Genomic DNA, 25,670 nt, shown 5'->3' on the forward strand with positions numbered 1-25,670 from the left:
TATATAGAATTATTTTTTATTGTTATGATGGTGCATCTTTTGAAAAAAGTGAAATGCCCATCCATCTCAAAATTATTGATTGAGCTGCATGCAGACTTTTTTCAATACTCAAACAATACCTACAACGTATTTGGGAAACATGCAAAATCTTCATCATGCGATTCCATCCATCTTGCTGATTTAATCTTTCTCAATCATTGGCAACTTTAGGCACGGCTTAAACTTGCTCGGGATATATTCATGAAAAAGCTCCTTGGTCTTGTACTTGGTCTTTCAGTTGGCTTGGCTGGCTGTGGCAAACAAGAAGCGCCTGCGACTGACGCGGCACAAAAAGATTCTTCTGCTCTACACACTGTCACTATGGCATCAACTGGTTCAGATGCAGATATTTGGCGTTTTATTGCCGACTTACCTGAAACCAAAGCAGCAGGTATTCAACTTGAGGTGAAAAACTTCACCGATTACGTGTCAATGAACACAGCGGTAGCAAATAAAGAAATTGATCTTAACGCATTCCAATCTTATGCTTATATGGTTGCGTTTAATGCCAACAATAAAGATCAAATTGCACCGGTCGCAACAACTTACTTAGAGCCAATGGGTATTTACTCAAGCAAAGTGAAAAAGTTGGATGAGTTCAAAACGGGCGCAACGATTGCTATTCCAAATGATGGTGCCAATGAATCACGTGCGTTGTTATTACTTCAATCGGCTGGTTTGGTTAAACTGAAAGATGGTTTTGACAATGTTCAAGGTACGCCTGCAGACATCGTAGAAAATGCCAAGCAAATTCAAATCAAACCGATTCAAATGGCAACGGCTGTACGTGTCAAAGATGAAGTCGATGCAATTGTTTTGGGCAACACCCTTGCAATGGAAGGTGGTTTAAACGTACTGAAAGATTCAATTTATTACGAGCCAATTGACCAAAGCACAAAAATGAATATCAACATTCTGGCTACTGCTGCAGATCGTCAAAATGACCCAATCTTGCAAAAAGTAGGTGCGTTGTATCATACCGAAGCAGTGAAGCAATATATTGATCAGCACTTTGGCGGAACAAAAGTTGCGGTAAATAAACCTGTCAGCTATTTCACTGAAGCAGCAAAATAGTAATATAATGCGTTAAACAAAACAGGCAAAGCGAACTTTGCCTGTTTTTTCATTTATGGACATTTCTTGACGATATGATTGAATTTAAAAACATTTCAAAGCACTATCAGCTCAAAGGTCAAACACTGCGTGCGTTGGATCAAATTAACCTACAAATTCCAACAGGCAGTATTTTTGGCATTATTGGCTATAGTGGTGCAGGTAAAAGTACCTTAATCCGCTTGATCAATTTGTTGGAGCGTCCAAATGCTGGGCAAGTCATCATTCATCAAAAAGATTTTACTGCACTCAATGCTCGAGAATTGCGTCATGAACGTGCCCATATTGGGATGATTTTTCAGCACTTCAATTTATTGCAGACTAAAACTGTGGCCGCCAATATTGAAATGCCGATGAAACTTCTCGGCTGGAGCAAAGCCGAACGCGAAAAGCGTTTAAATGAATTACTTGAGTTTATTGATTTAAAACATAAAAAAGACGCTTACCCTGATGAACTTTCAGGTGGACAAAAACAACGTGTCGGTATTGCGCGTGCACTCGCCAATCATCCTAAAATTTTACTTTGCGATGAAGCGACTTCGGCACTTGACCCGCAAACCACCAAATCTGTACTGGAATTACTGAAAAAAATTAACCGTGAACAAGGCATTACCATTGTAATGGTCACACATGAAATGGATGTGATTGAATCGGTTTGTGATTATGTCGCGGTGATGGAACAAGGCAAAGTGATTGAAACAGGTTCAACCCTAGAAATATTTAGTCAACCGCAACATCCGACCACCAAAAGCTTTATTCAAACTGTGTTGCAGCAACAATTACCTATCAATATTTTAAATAATCTGGAAAATCAGAATCAACACAGTATTTATTGTCTGAAATTTTTAGGTAAATCGGCTCAGGAAACCGTAATTCAAGCCGTCATTAAACAGTTTGATATCAGCCTGAATATTTTATTTGCCAATATGACCGAAATTGATGGCGCTGTGATTGGGCAAATGTTTATACAATTGCTCGGTGATGCAAGCGTCATTCAACAAGCACTTGAATTTCTGCAAGCCAATGGCGTTGAAGTTGAACAGTCAGGAGTACAAGCATGAGAGATTTAATTGTACAGTGGCTGACCTCGGTAACCGCGTCTTTCTGGAAGAGCTCTTTATCTATTGACCAGTTTGTTACTGCCCTACAAGAAACTTTTCACATGGTGTTCTTTGCCATGTTGTTTGGTTGTATCTGGGGCTTTATTCAGGGCATTACCCTTTTGGTCACTCGTCCAACAGGAATTTTACCTAACCGTGTGATTTATCATGGCCTCAATCCCATTGTAAACGCACTACGCTCCCTACCCTTTATTATTTTATTGATTGCGGTGATTCCGCTGACTAAATTGTTAGTGGGTACATCCATCGGAACTTGGGCAGCCATTGTTCCACTGACCATTTATGTCGGCCCGTATATTGGTCGTTTGGTAGAAACTTCACTGCTTGAAGTCAATGAAGGAATTGTCGAATCTGCACAGGCAATGGGTGCTACACCCTTACAGATTATCTTCAAATTTATTTTACCTGAAGCACGTAGCTCACTCATTTTGAACCTAACCACAGCCACCATTAGCTTAATTGGCGCAACTGCTATGGCAGGCGCAGTCGGTGCAGGCGGCATTGGTGACCTTGCTATTTCTTATGGTTATCAACGCTTTGATAGTAGTGTCGTGATGCTAACCGTGGTGGTCTTATTAATTTTAGTGCAATTGGTGCAAAGTTTAGGCGATTGGTTATCTAAACTCAGATAAATCTTTCATCTACACATCAGAAATAGATTCACCATTTAACTCCTTGCTACTCGTATGAGTGTGTAAGGGGTTAAAACCACACTCCTTCTCCATGCATACGTGATTCACGCCATATCAACATCCAAAAAACTGAAATTTTGATATACGGTCAAGATCATCGAAAACCGTAGGAAAAACTTTGCAGCATGTTTTGTCTTGAGCAGAGCATGCTAAACTAACCCGTGATTTTTTAAGGGACTGATTCATGCGCTTTGTTCATTTAGGTATACATACAGAATTTTCGATTACCGAGTCGATTGTACGCGTACCTGACTTGATTAAAGCTGCAGTCAATGAAGAAATGCCTGCTTTGGCATTGACCGATCTCTCTAACCTGCACGCTGCCGTAAAGTTTTATGGCAAATGTTTGGGGCAAGGCATCAAACCGATTTTAGGTTCAGTGCTGCGTTTAAATGATGCCGATCATCGTGTGACTTTATTGTCGATGAACAATCACGGCTGGCGCAATCTGACCGAATTGGTGTCGCGTGGCTATATTGAAGGTCAGCAACTCAATATCCCTTGCGTCAATAAAGCATGGATTTTAGAACAAGCCGATGACCTGATTCTGTTACTCGGTATTCAAAGTGATGTCGGCAAAATGCTGATCACCTCCAATCCGCAAAAAGCCGAACCTTTGCTGGAAGAATGGATTGAAAAATTTGGCAATCGGGTTTATTTAGCCCTGACCCGCACAGATCGCCCTGATGAAGATACCTTTATTGCTGAAGCAGTTAAATTAGCTAAAAAATATAATATTGGCGTGGTAGCACATAACGATGTGCATTTTATTCGCCGTGAAGATTATGAAGCACACGAAGCGCGCGTCTGCATCGCCGATGGTTATGTCTTAGGGGACAACCGTCGTCCAAAAACTTACAGTCCTGAGCAATATTTTAAAACCGCCGAAGAAATGACGGCACTGTTTTCTGACATTCCAAGTGCCATTGAAAACAGCTATCACATTGCCAAACGCTGTAATGTCACGCTGCAATTGGGTAAATACTTCCTTCCAGATTATCCATTTCCAGAAGGACACACCATTGATACCTACTTTGCACACTTGTCCAAGCAAGGTTTGGAAGAACGTCTAAATGTACTTTATCCTGTTGCACAGCGTGATGAAGACTGGGCTGAAATTCGCAAACCTTATGATGAGCGAATTGAATACGAAATTAATATTATTAACTCGATGGGCTTCCCGGGCTACTTCCTCATCGTCATGGACTTTATTCAATGGTCCAAAAATAATGGCGTACCTGTTGGGCCGGGTCGTGGTTCGGGTGCAGGTTCATTGGTCGCTTATAGCTTAAAAATTACCGACTTAGACCCACTGCGTTATGAACTACTCTTTGAACGTTTCCTAAACCCAGAACGTGTATCCATGCCCGACTTTGACGTCGATTTCTGTATTGCAGGGCGCGATAAAGTGATTGACTATGTGGCACGTACCTATGGACGTGACGCAGTATCACAAATTGCCACTTTCGGTACTATGGCCGCCAAAGGTGCAATTCGAGATGTCGCGCGAGTTTTAGGCAAATCTTATGGTTTGGCAGACCGTATTTCTAAACTGATTCCAACTAAACCTTTAGGACTCAGTCTAGAAGAATCGATTGAAGCAGAACCACAGCTGAAAGATGTGGTGACCAATCCATCTAACCCTGACTATGATGATGCTTCAGAAATTTGGGAAATGGCTTTAAAACTAGAAGGCATTACCCGAAACACAGGTAAACACGCAGGTGGTGTGGTCATTGCACCAACCAAAATCACTGACTTTTCTGCAGTCATGTGTGATGCCGATGGAACCGCCCGTGTTGCACAATACGATAAAGACGATGTTGAATCGGCAGGTTTGGTCAAATTTGACTTCTTAGGTTTACGTAACCTGACGGTTATTGAGGATGCAGTACAAAATATCAATAAACGCATCCAAGCAGATACACCGCTAGATATTGCCCATATTCCACTGGACGATAAAGACGCCTATTTAGTCTTTGCCAATGCAAACACCACAGCGGTATTCCAATTTGAATCCGTGGGCATGAAAAAGATGCTCAAAGAAGCTCGGCCAAGCAAATTTGAAGAAATTATTGCCTTCGTGTCGTTGTATCGTCCCGGCCCAATGGATCTAATTCCAGACTTTATTCACCGTATGCACGGTGGCGAGTTTGAGTATCTGCATCCTTTGCTAGAAGGTGTGCTTGAGCCAACCTACGGCATTATGGTTTATCAGGAACAGGTCATGCAGGCGGCACAGTATTGTGCAGGCTATACCCTTGGTGGCGCAGATTTACTGCGTCGTGCTATGGGTAAGAAAAAACCTGAAGAAATGGTAAAACAGCGCCAAATCTTTATTGAAGGTGCTGCAAAAAAAGACATTGATGCCGCCACAGCCAACCATATTTTTGACTATATGGAAAAGTTCGCAGGCTACGGTTTTAACAAATCTCACGCAGCTGCCTATGCCCTCGTTGCCTATCAAACGGCATGGCTGAAAGCACATTACCCTGCCGAATTCTTGGCAGCGGTCATGTCATCGGAAATGCAAAACACTGACAATGTGGTGTTCCTAATTGATGACTGTCGCCACAATGATCTGGAAGTTTTACCACCATCGGTCAATATGTCTTTGTACCATTTCCACGCCAGCGATGAGCGCACTATTGTTTATGGACTTGGTGCAATTAAAGGCGTGGGCGAACAAGCCATGCAATCGGTGATTGATTCACGCCAAAAAGAAGGCCCATACCGCGATTTATTTGACTTCTGTCATCGTATTGATTTGAAAAAAATCAACAAACGAACCCTTGAAGCTTTAATTCGTGCGGGTGCATTAGACTGTTTAGGCATCGAACGCTCCAGCTTAATGGCGCAATTGCCAGAAGCGGTACAAGCGGCGGAACAAGCACGTTCCAACCGTGAAACGGGCATCATGGATTTATTTGGTGAGGTTGAGGAAGTACAGCGTAAGCCAGCTAAACCTGTGAAACCATGGTCAGATGAAGTCAGACTCAAAGGTGAAAAAGACACGCTTGGACTTTATCTCACTGGTCACCCGATTGATGTTTATCGCAATGAATTAAAAGCCTTTATTCCAAGTAAAATTAATGAATTGACACCAACTCGTCGTGGTGTGACCACCGTCTTTGCAGGCTTAGTGGTGGATGTGGCCAACTTCCCCAATCGTATGGTAGTCACTTTGGATGATGGTACGGCACGTATTGAAGTGTCTGCCAACCATGAACGCTTCCAACGCTTTAAAGATATTGTACAAACTGAAAAAGTGGTGGTGATTGAAGGTGAAATTTACGAACGCGAAGGTTTTGATCGCCCGATGGGACGCTTAACAAAAGCATTTAGCCTGAACGAAATTCGCCAAAAACGTGCCAATAGCATTCAAATTCACTTGCATGCGGAACATTTAAGCAAGACCCTGAGTCAAGACTTACAAAATATGTTGCTACCTTATTGTAATGTAGATTTATGCACGCATATTCCTGTGTTATTGCACCTTGACTATGCTTATGCCACTGCAGAATTACATTTGGGTATTCAGTGGAAAATCGCACCCTTAGATGAAGCCTTAGTCAAACTGCGTGACTATTTTGGTAAAGAAAGCGTGCATATTGAATATCAAGTAAAATCTAAAGCTGCGAAAGCTATCGATGTGGCGAGACCTGCAACGATTGCACAACCACCGGCTGATATGAGCATGGACGATGCCATGGATTTATACCATACCGAAGTTGATCAATACTCTTAATTAAAAACTTAACCCATCTGGATTTGTTATGAGTCAAACCGACAATGCAACTGTTGCCGCACACCTCTCCCACGTGCGTATTGTCATGGTAAATACCACCCTGCCTGCCAACATTGGCAGTGCCTTACGCGCTATGAAAACCATGGGGCTAAATAAATTGGTTTTGGTTGCTCCAAAAACCTACCCACACCCAGATATTGATGCTTTGGCAGCAGGTGCAACCGATTTAATTGAACAGATCGAAGTGGTTGAGCAGCTCGAAGATGCCATTGCCGACTGCCATTTGGTCTTTGGTACTAGTGCGCGTACTCGCACTATTCCTTGGCCACTCTTAGATGCACGTCCTGCAGCAAAAAAATCTTTAAATGCTGTGACGCTGCATGGGCAAAATATTGCAATTATTTTCGGACGTGAGGATCGTGGCTTAACCAATGAAGAACTGGCGTTGGCGAATTATCACGTGACGATTCCTGTCAATGAGGAATATGGTGTATTGAATGTTGCTCAAGCCATTCAAGTGATTTGCTATGAAATGCGTATGGCTGCCATCGATATTGTCGGAAAAGTTGCCGATCCCGAAGCGACTATGCAAGTGACAGATTCTGAAGCGATGCAATGGGATGAACCGTTGGTCAACCACGCGCAAATGCAACAGTTCTACCCACATTTAGAAAAAATGCTGGCAGAAATTGAATTTATGGACCCAAAAAATCCACGATTATTGCCTTTGCGCTTGCGTCGGCTTTTTGGACGTATACAATTAGATCGTATGGAATACCATTTACTACGCGGTATTTTTAGCCGCGTACAAGCAATGAATAACGGTTCATGGAAAAAATCTACATCAACACTCGACGAGGATCAAACTAATGCTTAAACAGCTCAAAGAAGACATTCAAGCTGTCTTCGCGCGCGATCCTGCTGCTCGAAATACGCTCGAAGTCTTAACGACTTATCCAGGAATTCACGCATTACTGATGCATCGCGTGGCGCATGAATTATGGAACAAAGACTGTAAAGGATCAGCTCGTCTACTCTCGTCATTTAGCCGTTTTGCAACAGGTATTGAAATTCATCCTGGTGCAAAAATTGGTCGTCGCTTTTTTATTGACCATGGTATGGGCGTAGTGATTGGTGAAACTGCTGAAATTGGCGATGATGTTACCTTATATCATGGCGTGACTTTAGGCGGTACCACGTGGAATAAAGGCAAACGTCATCCAACTTTGGAAGATGGCGTGGTGGTCGGTGCAGGCGCGAAAATTCTAGGTCCATTTACCGTACATAAAAATGCCAAAGTTGGCTCTAATGCGGTGGTGACCAAAGAAGTTCCGGAAGGTGCAACTGCTGTAGGCAACCCTGCGCGCTTTATCATGAAAAATAAACCTGCCGATGATCAGGAGACACGTCGTCGTGATTATGCCGCCAGTATAGGTTTCCAACCTTATGCGGCAACACAAAATCAGTCCGACCCGATTTTAGATGGTATGCGTGTGTTATTAGATCGTTTAGAACAAAATGAAAAACGTATGAATTTGTTGTGTCAGCGTTTATCTTTACTTGACCCAAGCTTTAAAAACCAACAACAACACGCACATGCTTATAGCGCTGAAGAATTAAAAATAATTGAAGATGTTAGACGTGAATGTGAAATGCAATACAACTCAACGGACACTTAAAAAAGTTCGTATCACTGTGTAACAAAGCCCCATCCTTTGTATTGCATGTTCGGAACAGATTTCTTAGACTGACCGACATGCAATATTTTAATTCGACACAGTCACCTCTCACTTTTAAAATAAATTGAATGGAAGAACACCATGACCCTTAAGCCTTTGGCACTCAGTATTTTAGCTGCAACGCTCGTTAGCGCCTGTGTTGCACCACCAAAACAAGAAGCAGTCAAACCTATCGTATTTACCGAACCAGAATTAAGCGCACCATTCTATGCCTTAAATCCATTTAATTATGATGCCCCCCCACCATTTGAAATTAACCTACAGAAAGCAGCAGCACAGCCTGTGACTAAAATGGTAGTCACAAATCCAAATGATCCAAGCAAGAGCATTACCTTAGATCAAAACAAATTGATTGTACCTACGCTCAATAACAATTCCCGTAGCTTGAAATTTGCGGTTTTGGCTGGTGACAACGAAATCGATATCACTGAAATTGATGACTTCTTACAACTGGTCGAAGGCAAAGCTCGTCACTATCCGCCACGTTTTAGCGAACGTCAAGAACGTCGAGGTTTTGAGGCGAAGCTCAAAGAAGTGACTCAACAACTAGACACTTTAGCAGCCAATGAAAATGCCTCTTTTGATATTTTGATGCGAGCATTTAAAGCCAGTGTTATGGCGCGTAACCTAGACTTAGGCTCTATTTACACCACACGCTCACTTAACTATGCACAGCGTATTTTAAAAATAAATCAGGAAGATGCTGAAGCGAATTTCTGGTTTGGTTTTGGTCTGTCTGAAGGGGGTGGTCATCGTGAAGCGATTCCTTATTTAGACAAAGCCATGAAAGCAGGTGTGCAGGAAGCTTATTTGTCTGCGGCAAACAACTACATTGCCATGGAACAAAAGAAAAATGCAGTACAAACTTTGAAAAATTATAAAATCAAATACCCGCAAGAAGCCGAAGTGGCTGACCGTTTAATTGCTGAAATTGAAAAGCAAGGTCGTTGGAATGTTTGGCAAGTAATCGCGCCACGTACTTGATTAAAGATCGATACAAAATAAATCTAAAATAGACCGTTCCGACGGTCTATTTTACTTAAGACGCAATTGAAAAAGCTTTAAAAAAACGTATGATGGAAAAAAATCTTAAAAATTAAGCTAGACTTTCCATGAATAAAATTGTGATTGCTGCATTGCTCAGTACAACATTGCTGTCTGGTTGTCAGGTGGTGAGTGTTAAAAATCAGGCATTAAAAGTCAGCATTGCCAATGAACGCGATAGTATTTTATCGCGCAAAAAACTGAGTGAAGCAAGTTTAAATGTCTTGTCGATGACAGGACGTGAGGCGAATCTTTGTGCCGAAAACCCTGAAGAATGTGTAGATGCTCTGAAACAAATCCCACAAATTCAGGATGAACAACTGCTCTCAACCGCCAGTGAATTATATTTAGCGAAAGCGATTGGACTTAAAAATTCATCGTCCTGTAAAATCAGTATTCTGAACAGTAAAAGATCGGAAGAACAACAAAAAATTAATCAGGCCAATTATGAACAATGTTTAGATCAGCAATTACACATGCTCGATCAAAGTATTCGTTATAGTTACGCCTACATGTTTAAAACTAAACGTGCGCCACAAGACCGTATTTTTGATAACAGACAAGTCCAAATTCGGGACTTTTATAACCAAGCGATTGCCAAATTGGTCAGCAGCTATGCGCTGCGCTATAAACACAATGAATTGCAACAACAAATTCGTGTTGGCAACAGCATTTACGATATTGATTTTGATTACTACCCACAGCTGAAACAGCAAAAAATTCAGCAATTGATGTCAACCTATAACCTGAACTTTTCGGGTTTGCGCTCGGTCACCCGCCGTGATGGTTTTGGGTCTGAATTTCTAGTGGTACTACCTGAAAATCCAAACGATGATTTGAGCAACAGCAAATATATTATTGATCCCCTAAAATATGATTATCCTGCAGGAAAAAATCCAAACATTCATCAAGCACGTTATTTAGCCGCGACCATCACTGCAGAACCGCATAGTGCCAATTCTATTGAAGATATTTTAAATCGACCCCATTTTAAGCTCAAAGCTTATGATCCGTATAAATATGAGTCCGCTCAAATTGCGCACAAGCAATACCCACTTGCCGCAAACTTTTCTGCTCCTTATGGCTTGTGGTTAGCGCAAAATAATTTAGGTAAATCGGCATATTTGTCCTTAATTGATCGTGAAGAACGACTCAGTATGCCGCATTTGTACTTACTTGAACCGTATAATCCGAATAAGAAGGTCATTGTGCTCATTCATGGTTTGGCCAGTAGTCCTGAAGCGTGGATTCGCTTAACCAACGATATTATGGGCGACCCTGTTTTACGAGAAAACTTCCAAGTTTGGCAGGTCTTTTACTCAACTAATATGCCAATTTTAGAAAGCCGTTTCCAAATTTACGCGCTACTTCAACAAGGCTTTAACCAGGTTAGCGCTTCTGCTGCTGCCAAAAAAGATGCTGTAGTGATTGGACACAGTATGGGCGGTATTTTAGCGCGTTTGTTAGTCAGCGATAGCGACTTAACTCAACCTGCCATGCAAATGCTTAAAAACCGAAGTCTGGAACGCTTTAAATCTGATCCTTTGCTGCAAGCACGTTTGCGCCTTAAACCCATCACCAATTTTAACCGTGCAATATTCTTGGCTGCGCCGCATAAAGGTACAGAGTTTGCAGACCGCTGGTTTACCCTAGCTGCACGTAAAATCATTCGCTTACCGACAGCATTTTTAAGTGCCTTTGCTGACACCTTACAGCAACATGAGGTCGATTTAAAAAATCTGACTAAAGAAATTGGGCATAGTGTCATTCAAAATGGGCCAAGTGATTTAAGTAAAAATTCCAAATTTACGGAATTAACTGAAGATATTTTGCCTGTAAAAGGATTTAAATATCACAGTATTATTGGCAATAATACTGACAGCACAGACTATCAATTAATGAGTGACGATGTGGTGCATTACAACAGTGCGCACTTAGATGGTGCTGTTTCAGAAAAAATTATTAAAGGCGGACATTCAATTCAGGAAACACCAGAAGCCGTATTGGAGTTGCGACGTATTCTTAGATTACATTTACAAGATTTAGGTCTGTATAAACCGTAATTGGTTACAGCAAATATAACCGAAGTCTAAGTGGCTTCGGTTTTTTAAGTCATACAATTTCACAGCAATATTAGAACGGTGCTTGCAACAAATAATCCTTAGTCAATAGCTCCTTAAATTCTTTAACGCTGCTTGGCAAATAATCAAATAAAGATTCAAGACCAAATGTTTTGCCAGAACAACAAAAACCCATGATCACATGGGTTTTTGAGTCATAAAATCAAATACGATAAATCAATCATCTATCAATTTCATTGTAAATAAACTTATACTGTTGTGCTTAGTCGATTTCTTTTAGGCACACTGCAGACAAAATTGGAATACCAAAACATGGAAGCAATAATAAAATCCAGTATTCAACGACAGTAGCTTCACCACTGATCATATTGATAAATATTCCACCAATAATTAATACCGCTGCAATTAAACCCAAAAAAATTCCAAAAAATCTTGCAGGCATTTTACGTCCTCTGAACATACGAACAAAAGTGATAAATACAGTATATACTTTATAATTAAATAAGATATTATTTTTTAAGCAAAGTTGAACAAAGCAATACGATCTGCTGCATTAGAGGTGTCAATATTGCGCATATTGAAGTATGGTCTTAATACACTTGTTTATTTGCCTGATAGGATACGCGTAGCATCTCTTGCTTTGGAGTAGTTGAGGTTTTTCCATAATACGGCTTGTAACTAGAAATAAAACAATCTACAGCATAATATTACAGCATCTCCTACCTAAATGAATGACTAGAAAACAATTGCTAAGCAAATTCATCAAATTTTATTATCCTGCAGATTTTACACTTGACCCTTCAAGTATTTTGCAACCGAAACCAATTAAAATTGGTAAGTGTTTTATGGATAGACATTTAGCAAATAACCTTACAAATCATACATTTTAATGGCTAAACTCTTTGAGCTATGCGATATTATTTTTGAAACCGTGGGCTTGCTGTTTATGAGCGATTTTTTGGCTGTGTGCGACCAAACACACCCGATCAATTGAATATTATCCATATAAAAGCACAAACCGCTCTGCATTCTACTCACTTTTTAGAGCATGCAACAATGACATGCTGGTTCACTAATTTAACCAAGATGCCGTAAAATAAGCTATTCACAGAGATACATTTAAATTACGCCTCAAATTAAAGGATTTCAACTGCATGAACATGACAGAAATCATGGCTGACCTATCTTCCCATACTCCAATGATGCAGCAATATTTAAGAGTGAAGATGGAGCATCCACATTCTTTAATGTTCTATCGCATGGGCGATTTCTACGAATTGTTTTTTGATGATGCTCACAAAGCCTCCAAACTTTTAGGCATTACCCTCACACATCGAGGTAAAACCAGCGGCAAGCCTATTCCAATGGCGGGCGTGCCCTATCATGCTGCCGAAGGCTATCTCGCTCGCTTAGTAAAAAAGGGCGAAACCGTGGTAATTTGTGAACAAATTGGCGAGGTAACAGGTAAAGGGCCTGTAGAACGCGGAGTGGTACGGATTATCACCCCAGGCACGCTCACCGATGATGCCTTGCTCAACAGTCATCAATCTTCCAATTTGGTTTCGTTATGCTTACAACAAAACCAAATTGGTATCGCATTACTAGATTTAAGTGCAGGGATTTTTAAAGTTCAGCAAATGGAATATTTGCCTGAACAACTCACGATTGAACTTTCGCGTTTAATGCCGAGCGAAATTGTGGTCGATGAAGATATTGTCGATCCAAATATCATCGAACAGGTTAAAAAGCAGCTTAACTGTCCTGTGACCAAACGTCCGAATGTCGATTTCAACCTAAACAATGCGCAAAAAACGCTTTGTGATCAATTTGCTGTATCGACACTTTCAGGTTTTGGAATTGATCATTTACCCTTAGCCAAAGCCGCAGCGGCAGCGTTAATTCACTATGCCAAAGAAACCCAAAAAACGGCTTTGCCGCATATTCGCAGTATTCAATTAGAACAAAGCAGCGATTTTATTGCGCTTGATCCTGTAACCCGACGTAATTTGGAATTAGTCGAACCATTATTTGAACACGGGACTTCTTTATTCCAACTCATCAACGATTGCCAAACTGCCATGGGTAGCCGATTACTGAGTCGTACCTTGATGCAACCTTTGCGTGATACGGTATTGTTAGATGCAAGACTAGATGCAATTCAAACACTCATACAAGGTTATCATGAATCTCCTGTGCGTTTGGTGCTTAAAGAAATTAGTGATATTGAGCGTGTGTTAAGCCGTGTCGCGCTCGGGAGCGCGCGCCCACGTGATTTAGTGCAACTGCGTCAAGCTTGTGCGCAAATTCCCTATTTACGTCATGCCTTACAGCCCATTGTTTCTACGCTGCAATCCACACTCATTCAAAGTTTGAATGAAGAACTCGGCGATTTTCACGGGCTACATCAACGGCTAATGCAGGCAATTGTAGAAAATCCACCTGTACTATTGCGTGATGGTAATGTCATTGCAGAAGGTTTTGACAGTGAACTCGATGAACTCCGTAAAATACGTGATCATGCAGGGCAATTCCTGATTGATTTAGAAATCAAAGAACGCCAAGAAAGCGGTATCCCAACTTTAAAAATTGGCTACAACCGTGTCAGTGGCTACTACATTGAACTCACTCGCGCCCAGGCTGAGCAAGCACCTGAACACTATATTCGTCGTCAAACTTTAAAAAATGCAGAACGCTACATCACTCCAGAGCTAAAAAGTTTTGAAGATAAAGTCTTGTCTAGCGAGTCCCGTGCTTTAGCACGTGAAAAAATGCTGTTCGAAATGTTATTGGATGAATTACGCCAAGACATCGCTCAATTACAAATGATGAGCAGCGCGATTGCACAAATTGATTTGTTGGCTAACTTTGCCCATCAAGCACGTTTACGCAATTGGGCGCGCCCTGAATACAGCCCTGAAATTGGAATTAAAATTACAGCAGGACGTCATCCTGTTGTGGAAGCTTTAAGCAAAACTGCATTTACACCAAACGATACTTTACTCGACTACAATCATCGTTTGGCAATTATTACTGGACCGAACATGGGTGGTAAATCCACGTATATGCGTCAAACTGCACTGATTGCCCTACTGGGCTATTGTGGCAGTTATGTGCCTGCCCAAACTGCCGTATTAGGCCCTATTGATCGCGTATTTACCCGCATTGGTTCTGCCGATGATTTATCAACAGGTAAATCGACCTTTATGGTAGAAATGACTGAAACTTCACAAATTTTACACCATGCAACATCACAGTCTTTAGTGCTGATGGATGAAGTTGGACGCGGAACCAGTACCTACGATGGCTTATCTTTGGCGTGGGCATGTGTGTTGGATTTAAGCAAACGCATCAAATGTTTATGTCTATTTGCAACGCATTATTTTGAATTGACCGAATTAAGCAAAGAATCAGGGGTGGATAACTACCACGTGACCGCCAAAGAAATGAATGGCAACCTGATTCTCTTGCACAAAGTACAACAAGGCCCAGCCAGCCAAAGTCACGGTTTGCAAGTGGCAAAACTGGCAGGCATTCCAGCCAACGTCATTAAAGAAGCACAAAACCGCTTAAGAATTTTGGAAAAACAGCAGCACAAAAATGTCAATTTAGCCGTTCAAGATGACCTATTTGCACCTACAACAAGCTCATCTGAACCTGAAGTGATTGAACGTGTAATCGAAGTAGAAAAGCCATCTGCGGCTTTAGAGTTATTACGCAGTATAGATGTCGATAATTTAACGCCACGACAAGCGCTAGAACAATTGTATGCTTTAAAGGAACAATTGAACGCTTAGCCGCTGTTATTTCTACAATATTTTTACCAAACAAAGACTCTTAATTGAGAGTCTTTTTCATTTATAAGTTTTTTTGATGGTTTTATCCCCCTTTTATCAAATTTAGCAGCACTGTCTATATCAAATATCAGTAAAAGCGATTGTTAGTTGTGGTGATTTTTGCCTAAAATAGACTATTCTCAATTAGAACCATATTGTTAGGTAGCCGTCGCCATGACATTTGTTGTCACTGAAAACTGTATTAAATGTAAATATCAAGACTGCGTTGAAGTTTGTCCTGTAGACTGCTTCTACGAAGGTCCGAACTTCCTTGTGATTAATCCAGACGAATGTATCGACTGTGCATTATGTGAACCCGAGTGTCCTGCCAACGCTATTTTCTCTGAAGATGAGTTACCCGAAGGTCAGGAAATATTTATCGAACTAAATGCCGAACTTTCACAGACTTGGCCAAACATTACACAAATTGGTGATCAACCTGCTGACCGCGAAGAATGGAATGGCAAACCAGACAAATTACAATACTTAGAAAAGTAAATTGATCTTGTTGTGAAAAAGATCAGCCCTGTGCTGATCTTTTTTTATACCTAAAACACACATTTGATTGCAATATTCTCAAATTTTTACCCGCATTTTCGATTAGAATACGGACACTTTAAATAAATATCTGATTTGCCTAATGAAGAAATTTTTCAAGGCGCTGTTTTCGTTCAGCATTGTTCCCATGCTCTTGGTGGCTTGTAGCTCAACCCCAAACAGAACAACAACGATTACCACGCCCGATGGAAAACGAATTTTCATTCCTCAAGAAAAAATCACCTACGAACGTCAGGTAGCACCTAAAATTGTGCCTTATTCTTATAATGCATGGGTGGCAGTGAGTGACAATTTACGCCAAGTTCGTGAATATGAACGCTTCTTAGAACAAAATGGTGTGGGCAATATTATTCCAAGTTTTGAATTAATGCGTACCGCACGTGACTGGCAACGCTGTGGACGTTCGCAGTTTATGATTCCAAGTCGTGAATTGTGGCAAAATCAGGTGCCTACCCTGCGTGTATTTAAATATTTAGTCGCTTCTAAAGTTTTAACCGACTTTGAAGTTACTTCTGTCTATCGAGATTTACCCCTGAATCAATGTGCAGGTGGAGCAAATTCTTCACGTCACTTATTTAACTCAGCCATTGATTTTAGAATTGGGCCAGAATTCCCGAATGCCGAAGACTTTGCCTATATTGAAAGCACCAAATACAGATTATGTCAGTTTTGGCACCAACATGGTCAAAGTTTAAACATGGGCTTAGGTCTATACGCTTCAGGACAAATTCATATTGATACACAGGGTTATCGAACTTGGGGACCAGATTTAAGCCGTCATTCATCTATGTGTAATTTCTAATTTGCTCTCATTAAAATGAATTCTTAAAGAGGTCAAATTGACCTCTTTTTTTATTGCGAAATAAATTATCTACACATTATTGCCATGCCTCCATTCCGTGAATAAATTGCACTCTGAGCAGAAAAGTTTACAATGCAGACATCGCAACAAAGGTGAGCACGCTATGCAACAAATGTGGACGGATATCGATCACTATATCGAATCACATTTAATTCCCGAAGACCCAATTTTGACGCAAACTTTAGAAAATACCGATGCCAAAGGTTTTCCAGATCACCTTGCAGTTGCGGCAAATCAGGGCATGTTGCTACAAATGCTCATTCAAATGAATCAAAGCAAACGTGTGTTGGAATTGGGCACATTCGCAGCTTATAGCACAATGTGGCTGGCACGCGCACTGCCTGAAGATGGTTATATACTCACGATTGAAGGACGTGATACCCATGCCGCTTTGGGACAGGAAAATATTGACCGCGCGCAATTAAAACAAAAGGTTGAATTAAAAGTTGGTCGTGCTGCAGATATTCTAAAAGCCCTACCAGAAGATACTGAAGCTTTTGATTTTATTTTTATTGATGCCGACAAACAAAGCTATCCTGAATATTTGGAGCTTAGTCTTAAACTTTCGCGCTCTGGCACAATTATCTTTTTAGACAATGTCATTCGAGCAGGTGAAATTTTAAATCCCGACAATCACAAACCAAGCATTGAAGGGATTCGGGATATGTTCAAAGCCATGCAAAATCATCCACGAATTTTATCGTGTACAGCACTACAAACCGTAGGCAGTAAAGGACATGATGGCTTTGCTTTAGCGATTGTAAAATAAAGTCCACACAAGGTTAAAAAACAACCTGACGCAATTTTACTTTATTTATTATAATTTTACATATACTGTCCATACAGTTATCCACAATATATGCGGATAACAATAGACAGTCAGCTAGCCATTGGAAGTTCATCTAAACTATCTATAAAATGATATTTTGACACATTTAGGATTATTACTTTGCCACCAATAAAGGAACAGTTGAATTACGGAAAATATTAGTGGTGATGCTTCCTAAGAAAAATTGATGAATTTTACTGTGGCTAAATGCCCCCAGTACAATCAACTGGATACCATGTTCACGTTGATAATCTAAAATATTTTCAGCTACATCACCATAACGATATTCAACCACCACATCTAAACCCGCTGCTGTTAAAAAATCTGCAGGTTCATTTAAAAGTTCAGGATGATCGCCCACATAAAGCAAATGACATTGCAGTAATTTAAGCAAATCACTTTGTGCAATTCGCTTCATCATTTTGATACAAGTTGGGGAATATTCATAAGCAAAAATAAAGCGGGTTGGTGCTTTATAATGCTCTCCCACAGTCATCACGGTACAATTTGCACCACGAATAAAGTTTTCAACATTACTCCCTAAAGCCTTGTTCCGTTCAGCAGATTTTTCGCCCACGCGTCCAATCACCACAATATCGTCTTCATTCAACACACTGAAGCTTTGTTCTAGAAAATCGCCTTTTTCTTGAATTTGAGTAGGTACAATTTCATATTTTTCCTGAATCATATTGGAAATGTGCTGCAATAAATTGTTGCTATAGTCGAGTGCTAATTCACTTTGTTTTTGTTCCAACTCGGCTAATTCTTTGAGTAACATCGCATTACTTTCAAAGCCAATTACACCACTAATTTCCCCTAAATGATAACTAGCGGGGTAATAATCTAAAACTTGTAATAACACCAATTCACGTTGAGTTTGTGTTGCAATCCACGCAGCAGCTTCAGCAAGCGCATTAATACAAGGCGAAGAATCAATACAAGCTATTACACGTTTCATTGTTGCCTCTCTTACTGCCTTTTGCAGGCTATTTTTTAGTTGTTATTTTTAACTTAACACAACTCGTGTTGCAGTGACATGAAAAAATGTAATGAAGTTTAAAGATTTAGCCTTGCTGGATCGTACTTATTCACGATAACGAATCAGTTTGGCAGGATTTCCCGCCACAATTTCCCGCTCCTGAACATCTTTAGTGACCATGCTATTCATCCCAACGACTGCGTGCGCCGCAATCTTCACCCCATCTTTAACACCAACATGCGCACCTAACCAAACATCCTTTCCAATTTCAATGCCTTGGGAACGCACTGCTTGCTGATAAATCGGCTGATCTAAAGCCATGCCATGATCAAACGCATATAAATGACAATAAGCTGCGATACGCACCTGATCATGGAGTTTAATTCCAACTCTGCCACCATCTAAAATACAATGATGATTAATCGCGACTTCATTTCCAATTTCCAAAGGGCCATGCAAAGTGCAATCGGCGGCAATAAAGGTATTATCGCCAATCCTGATTTGACGTCCTGGCTCTGCAAAAATATGTGCCAAAGGGGAAATAAAACAGTTTTTGCCAATCTTCACCGTTTCCATTGCCGTTAAATAAGCTTGATATTCCTGCTGCCAAGCTTCTGCCCATGCACGATGTTTAGGTTTTAATGACCAATATAACCACGGCATGTAGTTTAAACGGTGTTTATGCTGCTCACGGTATTTCAGCAATGGGTCAGGTGAATTTGCTTCAGTCATCTTGATCATCCTCAAGGATTTTGAGTTTTTCACGCCCTCGGCTAATATCTTGTAATTTTAATGTTAAAGGTTCTATTTGATGGACTTGCATAAATGCCTTTACTAACACGCCTTCGGCGGTGTAGTCTTCGCTGTACTCAATCTGCTGACTATTCAGCTCGTATTGTAAAATTGCCCACTCATTAAAATGACAGGCAAATTGTACGGTTTTTTTCTGAATCAGTTCTATTTTTTCTGCCAGAGCCAAGCATTGCCCTGCACATCCCCCATAGGCACGTACCAGACCGCCTGTACCTAGTTTAATACCGCCATACCAGCGATTTACTAAGACCAAAACATTGGTCAACTCATTGCCTTCAATTGTGGCTAAAATAGGACGTCCTGCCGTACCTGACGGTTCGCCATCGTCATTAAAACGTAATTGATGCCCAATTTTCCATGCCCAACATTGATGTGTGGTAGATGGATCACGCTGTTGTTCCAAAAACGTTTTTACCGCTTGCTCATTATCTACAGGCACGGCAATTGCCTGAAATCGACTTTTTTTAATTTCTTCTTCAAAAATGATGGGCGAAGCAATGGTAAATAGCATAACACTCCAATCAATCAACCAGTTCAATGAAAACTTGATAATTATAACGTGTTGAGCGTGAGAACGTATTTAGAGTTATAGCGTATTTAGACTGATAACTACTATGAAAAAACCTTCTATACCTTTGAGGATAGAAGGTTAAATAAATATTTACACAACTTTCTGTTCTGCAACTTTTACCACAAGCTTGTACAAACCAATCACGATCAGAACATTCAAGCTTTAAACAAAAAAGTCTTCTCCCAAATAGACTTCACGTACAATTTCATTTTCAAGAATTTCTTGCGGTGTACCTTCGGCAATGACCGAACCTTCACTAACAATATAAGCACGTTCACAAATGGCTAAAGTTTCACGGACATTATGGTCGGTAATTAATACGCCAATATTACGATCTTTTAAGGTGCGAATGATATCTTTAATATCACCGACAGAAATTGGATCAACCCCTGCAAAAGGCTCATCTAACAACATAAATTTAGGGTCAGCTGCTAAAGCACGGGCAATTTCTGCGCGACGGCGTTCACCACCCGACACGCTCATCCCTAATGAATCTTTAATATGCGTAATTTTAAAATCTGCTAGCAATTCTGCCAAACGCTGCTGACGTTGCTGTTTATTTAAATCTTTGCGTGTTTCTAAAATAGCCATGATATTTTCAGAGATGGTCAACTTTCTGAAAATAGAGGCTTCTTGCGGTAAATAACCAATCCCCTTACGCGCACGTTCATGCATGGCAAGGTCTGATAAATCCAATTGATCTAAATGAATTTCCCCTTTATCCATGCGCACCAAGCCTACAACCATGTAAAAACTGGTAGTTTTACCCGCACCATTCGGCCCAAGTAATCCGACAATTTCACCACTTTTCATTTGAAACGAAACGTCTTTTACCACCCAGCGTTTATTGTAGTTTTTGGCTAAATGCTTAATACATAGCATTTGCGGATCACGCTGTATGCTGTCCTGTGTTGCGCTCATTTGATCCATTAATTACGCGCTCCTGGAAATGATTTTGAGCTTGAGGGTGGAATGACAATTTTTACACGCCCCGCATCCGAACCTGTTTTATTTGGTGTACCAATTGCTTCAACATCACCTTTGTTCATGCTATAGCGCAATGTATTACCACGAATACTAGCACCATCTTGTTCTAAAAGTGCACCACCCGATAAGGTAATAATGCCTGTTTCTGCATTGTAAACAATCTTTTGTGCTTGGCCTTTTGCTAGACCTTTAGCAGGATCGGTTTTTTGCTGAAATTGTGCAGGTCTACCCGTTGCCGTAATGACACTAATTTCTTTTTTACTGTTCAGATTAGCAACAATCGAATCTGCCTGAAGTTTCATGGTGCCCTGCTCAATCACCACATTACCTGTATACGTGGTGACGCCAGTACGTTCACTAAAGGTCGCACGGTCTGCCAATAAAGTAATAGGCTGACTGCGGTCTGACGGAATTGCCCATGCACCTGCCGATGAAAGCACGGCCAAGCCCACAAGTGCTGCTTGTTTTATCAACGCTTTAGGAGCTGTAAGCTTAGATTTATGGTTCATACTTTCCTCGAATATTAAAAAATTCGTATTGCCCGTCATTTAAATTGGCTTTTAAACCCTGACTGATAAAATCAGCCTGTGGAGATTGAACAGTAACTTGTTTGTCGGTACTGATTTCACGTGTTTTAGGAAACACATTTAACTCGACTGTTTCAAGCGTCAGTTTGCCTTGAGCGAGTAACTTGGTTGCCAGCACTTGATCTGACAACATAACCTTTTCATTGTCATTAAAACCTTGAGCCTGTTTGGCGAAAAAAGTGGCGTCCACCGCACCCGCTTTATACATAGATGCATTTAAGTTTTCCAGCTTAGAGGTTTTTTGTTGCATGTCTTGCTCTAAACGATCAATTTGTGCACGCACATATAAATTGCCCTGCTCATCTGTTTGGGTGAGATGAATTTGCTCTGCCGTATAAGTCATAGAGCGGGCAGCGTCAGTTTCCAGTTTCTTGCCTTTACCGCTGTAATAGTAATAACCACCACTTACAGCTGCAATTGCAATCGCAGTAACATATAAAACTTTAGTATCCATAAGTGGGGCTGTAACTCAAACCTTTGAATATATGATTTAATTAATGAGGGATGCTGAGATATTTTTCAAGTAAGCTTTGGTACACACCTTTTGCAGTTAAAATCATATCGCAGATTTCACGTACCGCACCGCGCCCACCCATGGCCTGAGTGACTAAATCGGCACGACGACGCACTTCAATATGTCCATTTGGCACTGTGACTTTCATACCTGCAATCGAAAATGCAGAAAGATCAGGCCAGTCATCACCCATATAGAGACAGTCTGCTGGTGATAAACCCAACTTGTCGCAGGCTTCCTGCAATGCAGTGCCTTTATCTTCACGTCCTTGGTAGACCAAATCTACACCTAAATCAGACATGCGTTTTTCTACAATATGACTTTTACGCCCTGTGATGATAATGACTTTAACGCCTGCTTGTTGTACCAGTTTCATGCCTAAACCATCTCGAATATCGAATGATTTAATTTCATCCCCGCTGTTGGTTAAGGTCACAAAACCATCACTTAGAATTCCATCGACATCTAAAACCAAAGCTTCAATATGACGTGCTTGCTCTAATAAAATATAAGATGCCATTGTTTAGTTTACCCCTGCTTGAATCAAGTCATGCATACTGATCACACCAATGACTTTATTAGCATCATCCACCACTACAAATTGATTGATTTTACGGTCTCGTAATTGTTCTAAGGCTTCAACTGCACGTGCTTCTTGTGAAATCGTTGCAGGATGTTGCGTCATCACTTGCCCAACTTGTAAATTCACATCAAAGCCCTGTTGCTTATCAATTAAACGACGTAAGTCACCATCGGTGAAAATGCCCAACAAGACATCATTTTCATCGACAATTGTGGTTAAACCTAGACGCTTGTTTGAAATTTCGTATAACACTTTATTCATGGGTGTATCTGGTGCAACTTTAGGTAATTCTGTACCTGTATGCATTAAATGTTTCACATGCAATAACAAACGCTTACCTAAAGCTCCCGCAGGATGTGAGCGAGCAAAATCATCGGCAGTAAATCCGCGTGCATCGAGTAACGCCACCGCGAGCGCATCGCCTAGTGCTAAGGTTGCTGTAGTGCTTGAGGTGGGTGCTAAGCCAAGTGGACAAGCTTCCTGAATATTACCCAACGTCAAAGCGACATCGGCATTTTGTGGCATTGGACCACGATCATCACCGCTAATGGTGATCAGTGGAACTTCTAGATGTTTGATGAGTGGCATCAACATCATAATTTCATCACTTTTGCCTGAATTGGAGATAGCAATTAAAACATCACCGCGTACCAACATCCCCAAGTCCCCATGCCCTGCTTCACCCGGATGCATAAAGAAAGATGGCGTACCTGTAGAGGCAAAAGTCGCAGCCATTTTACGACCAATATGACCTGATTTGCCCATACCTGTGACCACAACACGCCCTTTACAATGCAACATAATTTCGCAGGCACGGCTAAAACGCTGATCAATTTGCGTGGCCAAGACTTGTAATGCTAGTTCTTCTATTCTTAAAGTGTCTAAGGCAACAGATTGGAAATCAATGGTATTTGACATGTTTGGCATTCAACGTCCAACTTAAATTGAGTGTTTTCTATACCTCAATAAGGCGATTTATTGAAGTACATTTAATTTTCGCAATTTTAGCATATCTATGCAATTCTACACTTTGATTCTGCGTGTGTTTTTTGTTTTAGCTTATTCGGGATAATTCGTAAATACTTGTTCAATTGTATGCTGTTTTAGCTAACTCGCTTTTTGACACTTGTTTCAAGCGAAAACCAACCAAGTTTTAAGCTTAGGTGATTTATTTTTATTCATTCAAAGGTGTAGATAGAGTCACTTCACAAGTATATTTCGATACGAACACTCCAAAATTTATAGATCAAACCCATTTATAAAGCTGGCTGCAAGTTAGCTATAACTAACAGGCATAAAAAAACGCTTATCTTTTGATAAGCGTTTTTAAAAAATTTTGGAGCGGGAAACGAGACTCGAACTCGCGACCCCAACCTTGGCAAGGTTGTGCTCTACCAACTGAGCTATTCCCGCAATATGGAAGTGAATTATAGAGAATTTCATACAACTGTCAACTCTCTATACCTCCAAACGCTCAATTAATCAGCACGACGCCACACCGTACCTTGACGAGTATCTTCCAAGACTACACCTTGATCGAGCAAAGATTGACGAATTTCATCGGCACGTGCGAAGTCTTTGGCTTTTTTCGCATCCTGACGTTGCTGAATCAGGTCTGCAATGGCTTGTTCAGATAGACCCAAAGCATCCTGACCAATATCAGACTTCAAGAATTCATCGACATCATGCTGTACCAAACCTAAAATATTGGTCAAATGACGCAAGGTCGAGTAATACACTGCTGCCTGATCTGCCTGCTGCTCTTTTACCGCACGGTTTAGCTCTCTATTGACTTCAAACAGCACTGCAATTGCTTCGGCGGTATTAAAGTCATCACGCATTGCAGTATTAAAACGCGCAACCAATGCCTCATCTAACTGCTCAACCGTTTGCGTACCATACGCTTGTTGATAAGCCTTAAATGAGTGATAGAAACGTGATAAAGCAGTTTTAGCTTCTTTGAGTGCCACATCTGAGAAGTTTACAGGGCTACGATAATGCGAAGAAACGATAAAGTAACGGATCACTTCAGGATGGAACTTTTCCATCACATCACGAATGGTGAAGAAGTTACCCAATGACTTTGACATTTTTTCGCCATCGACATTAATAAAGCCAACGTGCATCCAATAATTTACATATTGTTCACCTGTCGATGCTTCAGACTGAGCAATTTCATTTTCATGGTGCGGAAACATCAAGTCTGAACCACCACCATGAATATCAAAATGATTGCCCAAGCAGCAAGTAGACATGGCAGAGCATTCAATGTGCCAACCTGGACGTCCATTGCCCCACGGCGAAGCCCACGATGGTTCATTTTCTTTGGCATGTTTCCACAAAACAAAGTCAAATGGATGCTTTTTATCGACTTCAACATCAACCCGCTCAGACGCGCCTGCCTGCATGTCTTCTAGCTTGCGGCCTGAAAGACGACCATATTTGTCAAATTTTTCGACCTGAAAATAAACATCGCCATTACTTGCAGGATAGGCCGTGCCTTTATTGACCAAATTACCAATCATATTTTGCATTTGATCAATATATTCAGTAGCACGTGGTGCAGCATCAGGTTCAACGCAACCTAAGCTTGCCGCATCTTCATTCATGGCTTGAATAAAACGATCTGTTAAAGCTTGAATACTCTCGCCATTTTCATTGGCGCGTTTAATAATTTTGTCGTCAATGTCAGTAATATTGCGTACATATTTCACATTCCAACCTTGACTGCGTAAAAAGCGAATGATGTAGTCAAATGCAACCATAACCCGCGCATGTCCTATATGACAGTAATCATAAACCGTCATACCACAGACATACATGTCGATATGTCCTTCTTTACGCGGAACAAATTCAACTTTTTTTCGTTGCTCTGAGTTGTATAGAACAAATGGTTGCATAGGTTTTCAAAATAGGTCTATTAAAAGATGCTTCATCTTAACCTAAGCATTATTTTTCATAAAGTTTTTCGATGTTT

22 protein-coding genes and 1 tRNA gene are annotated in these 25,670 nt (G+C 40.8%); 12 read left to right on the top strand and 11 right to left on the bottom strand.

The annotated features are described in order from the left end of the window. Nucleotides 1–240 precede the first annotated feature (240 nt). From L6C30_RS06340 to L6C30_RS06375, 8 genes are all read left to right on the top strand, one after another. The gene (locus tag L6C30_RS06340) at nt 241–1,113 is read left to right on the top strand and encodes a MetQ/NlpA family ABC transporter substrate-binding protein (RefSeq protein ID WP_230245094.1); all 873 of its coding nucleotides are present in this window, start codon (nt 241–243) and stop codon (nt 1,111–1,113) included. 74 nt (nt 1,114–1,187) lie between these two features. Beyond that, nucleotides 1,188–2,213 carry a methionine ABC transporter ATP-binding protein gene (locus L6C30_RS06345; RefSeq protein ID WP_230245095.1) on the top strand — a complete coding sequence of 342 codons (1,026 nt, stop codon included), beginning with the start codon at nt 1,188–1,190 and terminating at the stop codon, nt 2,211–2,213. Continuing rightward, nucleotides 2,210–2,905, top strand: coding sequence for a methionine ABC transporter permease (locus L6C30_RS06350; protein WP_230245096.1), 696 nt, complete (start codon nt 2,210–2,212; stop codon nt 2,903–2,905). Before L6C30_RS06345 ends, L6C30_RS06350 begins: the two co-directional genes overlap by 4 nt. 244 nt (nt 2,906–3,149) lie before the next feature. Further along, nucleotides 3,150–6,713 carry a DNA polymerase III subunit alpha gene (gene dnaE, locus L6C30_RS06355; protein ID WP_236162645.1) on the top strand — a complete coding sequence of 1,188 codons (3,564 nt, stop codon included), beginning with the start codon at nt 3,150–3,152 and terminating at the stop codon, nt 6,711–6,713. Between the two features lie 28 nt (nt 6,714–6,741). Next, nucleotides 6,742–7,590, top strand: a complete 849-nt coding sequence (locus tag L6C30_RS06360; protein WP_070152059.1) for an RNA methyltransferase — start codon at nt 6,742–6,744, stop codon at nt 7,588–7,590. Continuing rightward, nucleotides 7,583–8,392 carry a serine O-acetyltransferase gene (gene cysE, locus L6C30_RS06365; RefSeq protein ID WP_019838001.1) on the top strand — a complete coding sequence of 270 codons (810 nt, stop codon included), beginning with the start codon at nt 7,583–7,585 and terminating at the stop codon, nt 8,390–8,392. Before L6C30_RS06360 ends, cysE begins: the two co-directional genes overlap by 8 nt. 141 nt (nt 8,393–8,533) lie before the next feature. Next, the gene (locus L6C30_RS06370) at nt 8,534–9,436 is read left to right on the top strand and encodes an ABUW_2363 family tetratricopeptide repeat lipoprotein (protein WP_070152063.1); all 903 of its coding nucleotides are present in this window, start codon (nt 8,534–8,536) and stop codon (nt 9,434–9,436) included. A 128-nt stretch (nt 9,437–9,564) separates the two neighbouring features. After that, nucleotides 9,565–11,559, top strand: a complete 1,995-nt coding sequence (locus L6C30_RS06375) for a triacylglycerol lipase (protein ID WP_236162644.1) — start codon at nt 9,565–9,567, stop codon at nt 11,557–11,559. A 280-nt stretch (nt 11,560–11,839) separates the two neighbouring features. On the opposite strand, the gene L6C30_RS06380 is transcribed toward L6C30_RS06375, so the two are convergent. Next, nucleotides 11,840–12,019 (bottom strand): hypothetical protein, encoded by a 180-nt coding sequence (locus tag L6C30_RS06380; RefSeq protein WP_019838006.1) that lies wholly within the window; start codon nt 12,017–12,019, stop codon nt 11,840–11,842. 712 nt (nt 12,020–12,731) lie between these two features. Between L6C30_RS06380 and mutS the strand changes: the two genes are divergently transcribed. From mutS to L6C30_RS06400, 4 genes are all read left to right on the top strand, one after another. Continuing rightward, nucleotides 12,732–15,371 (top strand): DNA mismatch repair protein MutS, encoded by a 2,640-nt coding sequence (gene mutS, locus L6C30_RS06385; protein WP_230245100.1) that lies wholly within the window; start codon nt 12,732–12,734, stop codon nt 15,369–15,371. Between the two features lie 213 nt (nt 15,372–15,584). Next, nucleotides 15,585–15,908 (top strand): ferredoxin FdxA, encoded by a 324-nt coding sequence (gene fdxA / locus L6C30_RS06390; protein WP_070152070.1) that lies wholly within the window; start codon nt 15,585–15,587, stop codon nt 15,906–15,908. A gap of 142 nt (nt 15,909–16,050) precedes the next feature. After that, nucleotides 16,051–16,770 (top strand): D-Ala-D-Ala carboxypeptidase family metallohydrolase, encoded by a 720-nt coding sequence (locus L6C30_RS06395; RefSeq protein ID WP_236162643.1) that lies wholly within the window; start codon nt 16,051–16,053, stop codon nt 16,768–16,770. 163 nt (nt 16,771–16,933) lie between these two features. Further along, nucleotides 16,934–17,599, top strand: coding sequence for an O-methyltransferase (locus tag L6C30_RS06400; RefSeq protein WP_236162642.1), 666 nt, complete (start codon nt 16,934–16,936; stop codon nt 17,597–17,599). 175 nt (nt 17,600–17,774) lie between these two features. On the opposite strand, the gene L6C30_RS06405 is transcribed toward L6C30_RS06400, so the two are convergent. The 10 genes from L6C30_RS06405 to cysS all read right to left on the bottom strand — a co-directional run bounded on the left by L6C30_RS06405 (nt 17,775) and on the right by cysS (nt 25,593). Beyond that, a complete protein-coding gene (locus L6C30_RS06405; RefSeq protein WP_236162641.1) occupies nt 17,775–18,617 on the bottom strand; it encodes a universal stress protein in 843 nt (280 codons plus the stop codon). 126 nt (nt 18,618–18,743) lie between these two features. Further along, entirely contained in the window at nt 18,744–19,370 is a 627-nt protein-coding gene (locus tag L6C30_RS06410) for an acyltransferase (protein ID WP_236162640.1), read from the bottom strand. Continuing rightward, entirely contained in the window at nt 19,363–19,962 is a 600-nt protein-coding gene (locus L6C30_RS06415) for a YigZ family protein (RefSeq protein ID WP_070152083.1), read from the bottom strand. The genes L6C30_RS06410 and L6C30_RS06415 overlap by 8 nt, the downstream gene beginning before the upstream one ends. A 222-nt stretch (nt 19,963–20,184) precedes the next feature. Beyond that, entirely contained in the window at nt 20,185–20,943 is a 759-nt protein-coding gene (gene lptB, locus L6C30_RS06420) for an LPS export ABC transporter ATP-binding protein (protein WP_236162660.1), read from the bottom strand. 8 nt (nt 20,944–20,951) lie between these two features. Beyond that, nucleotides 20,952–21,518: a lipopolysaccharide transport periplasmic protein LptA gene (lptA, locus tag L6C30_RS06425; RefSeq protein ID WP_236162639.1), complete on the bottom strand. Its 567-nt coding sequence runs from the start codon at nt 21,516–21,518 to the stop codon at nt 20,952–20,954. After that, nucleotides 21,508–22,050 (bottom strand): LPS export ABC transporter periplasmic protein LptC, encoded by a 543-nt coding sequence (gene lptC, locus L6C30_RS06430; RefSeq protein ID WP_070152092.1) that lies wholly within the window; start codon nt 22,048–22,050, stop codon nt 21,508–21,510. The genes lptA and lptC overlap by 11 nt, the downstream gene beginning before the upstream one ends. 40 nt (nt 22,051–22,090) lie before the next feature. Next, on the bottom strand, nt 22,091–22,630 hold the full coding sequence (locus L6C30_RS06435) for an HAD family hydrolase (RefSeq protein ID WP_019838015.1): 540 nt from the start codon (nt 22,628–22,630) through the stop codon (nt 22,091–22,093). A 3-nt stretch (nt 22,631–22,633) separates the two neighbouring features. Next, entirely contained in the window at nt 22,634–23,611 is a 978-nt protein-coding gene (locus tag L6C30_RS06440; protein WP_236162638.1) for a KpsF/GutQ family sugar-phosphate isomerase, read from the bottom strand. Between the two features lie 419 nt (nt 23,612–24,030). Further along, a tRNA-Gly gene (locus tag L6C30_RS06445) sits at nt 24,031–24,106 on the bottom strand. A gap of 65 nt (nt 24,107–24,171) precedes the next feature. Then, nucleotides 24,172–25,593 (bottom strand): cysteine--tRNA ligase, encoded by a 1,422-nt coding sequence (cysS, locus tag L6C30_RS06450; RefSeq protein WP_236162637.1) that lies wholly within the window; start codon nt 25,591–25,593, stop codon nt 24,172–24,174. Between the last annotated feature and the right edge of the window lie 77 nt (nt 25,594–25,670).

Source organism: Acinetobacter sp. KAM396 (assembly GCF_021602765.1).
Classification (GTDB): Bacteria; Pseudomonadota; Gammaproteobacteria; order Pseudomonadales; family Moraxellaceae; genus Acinetobacter; species Acinetobacter towneri_A.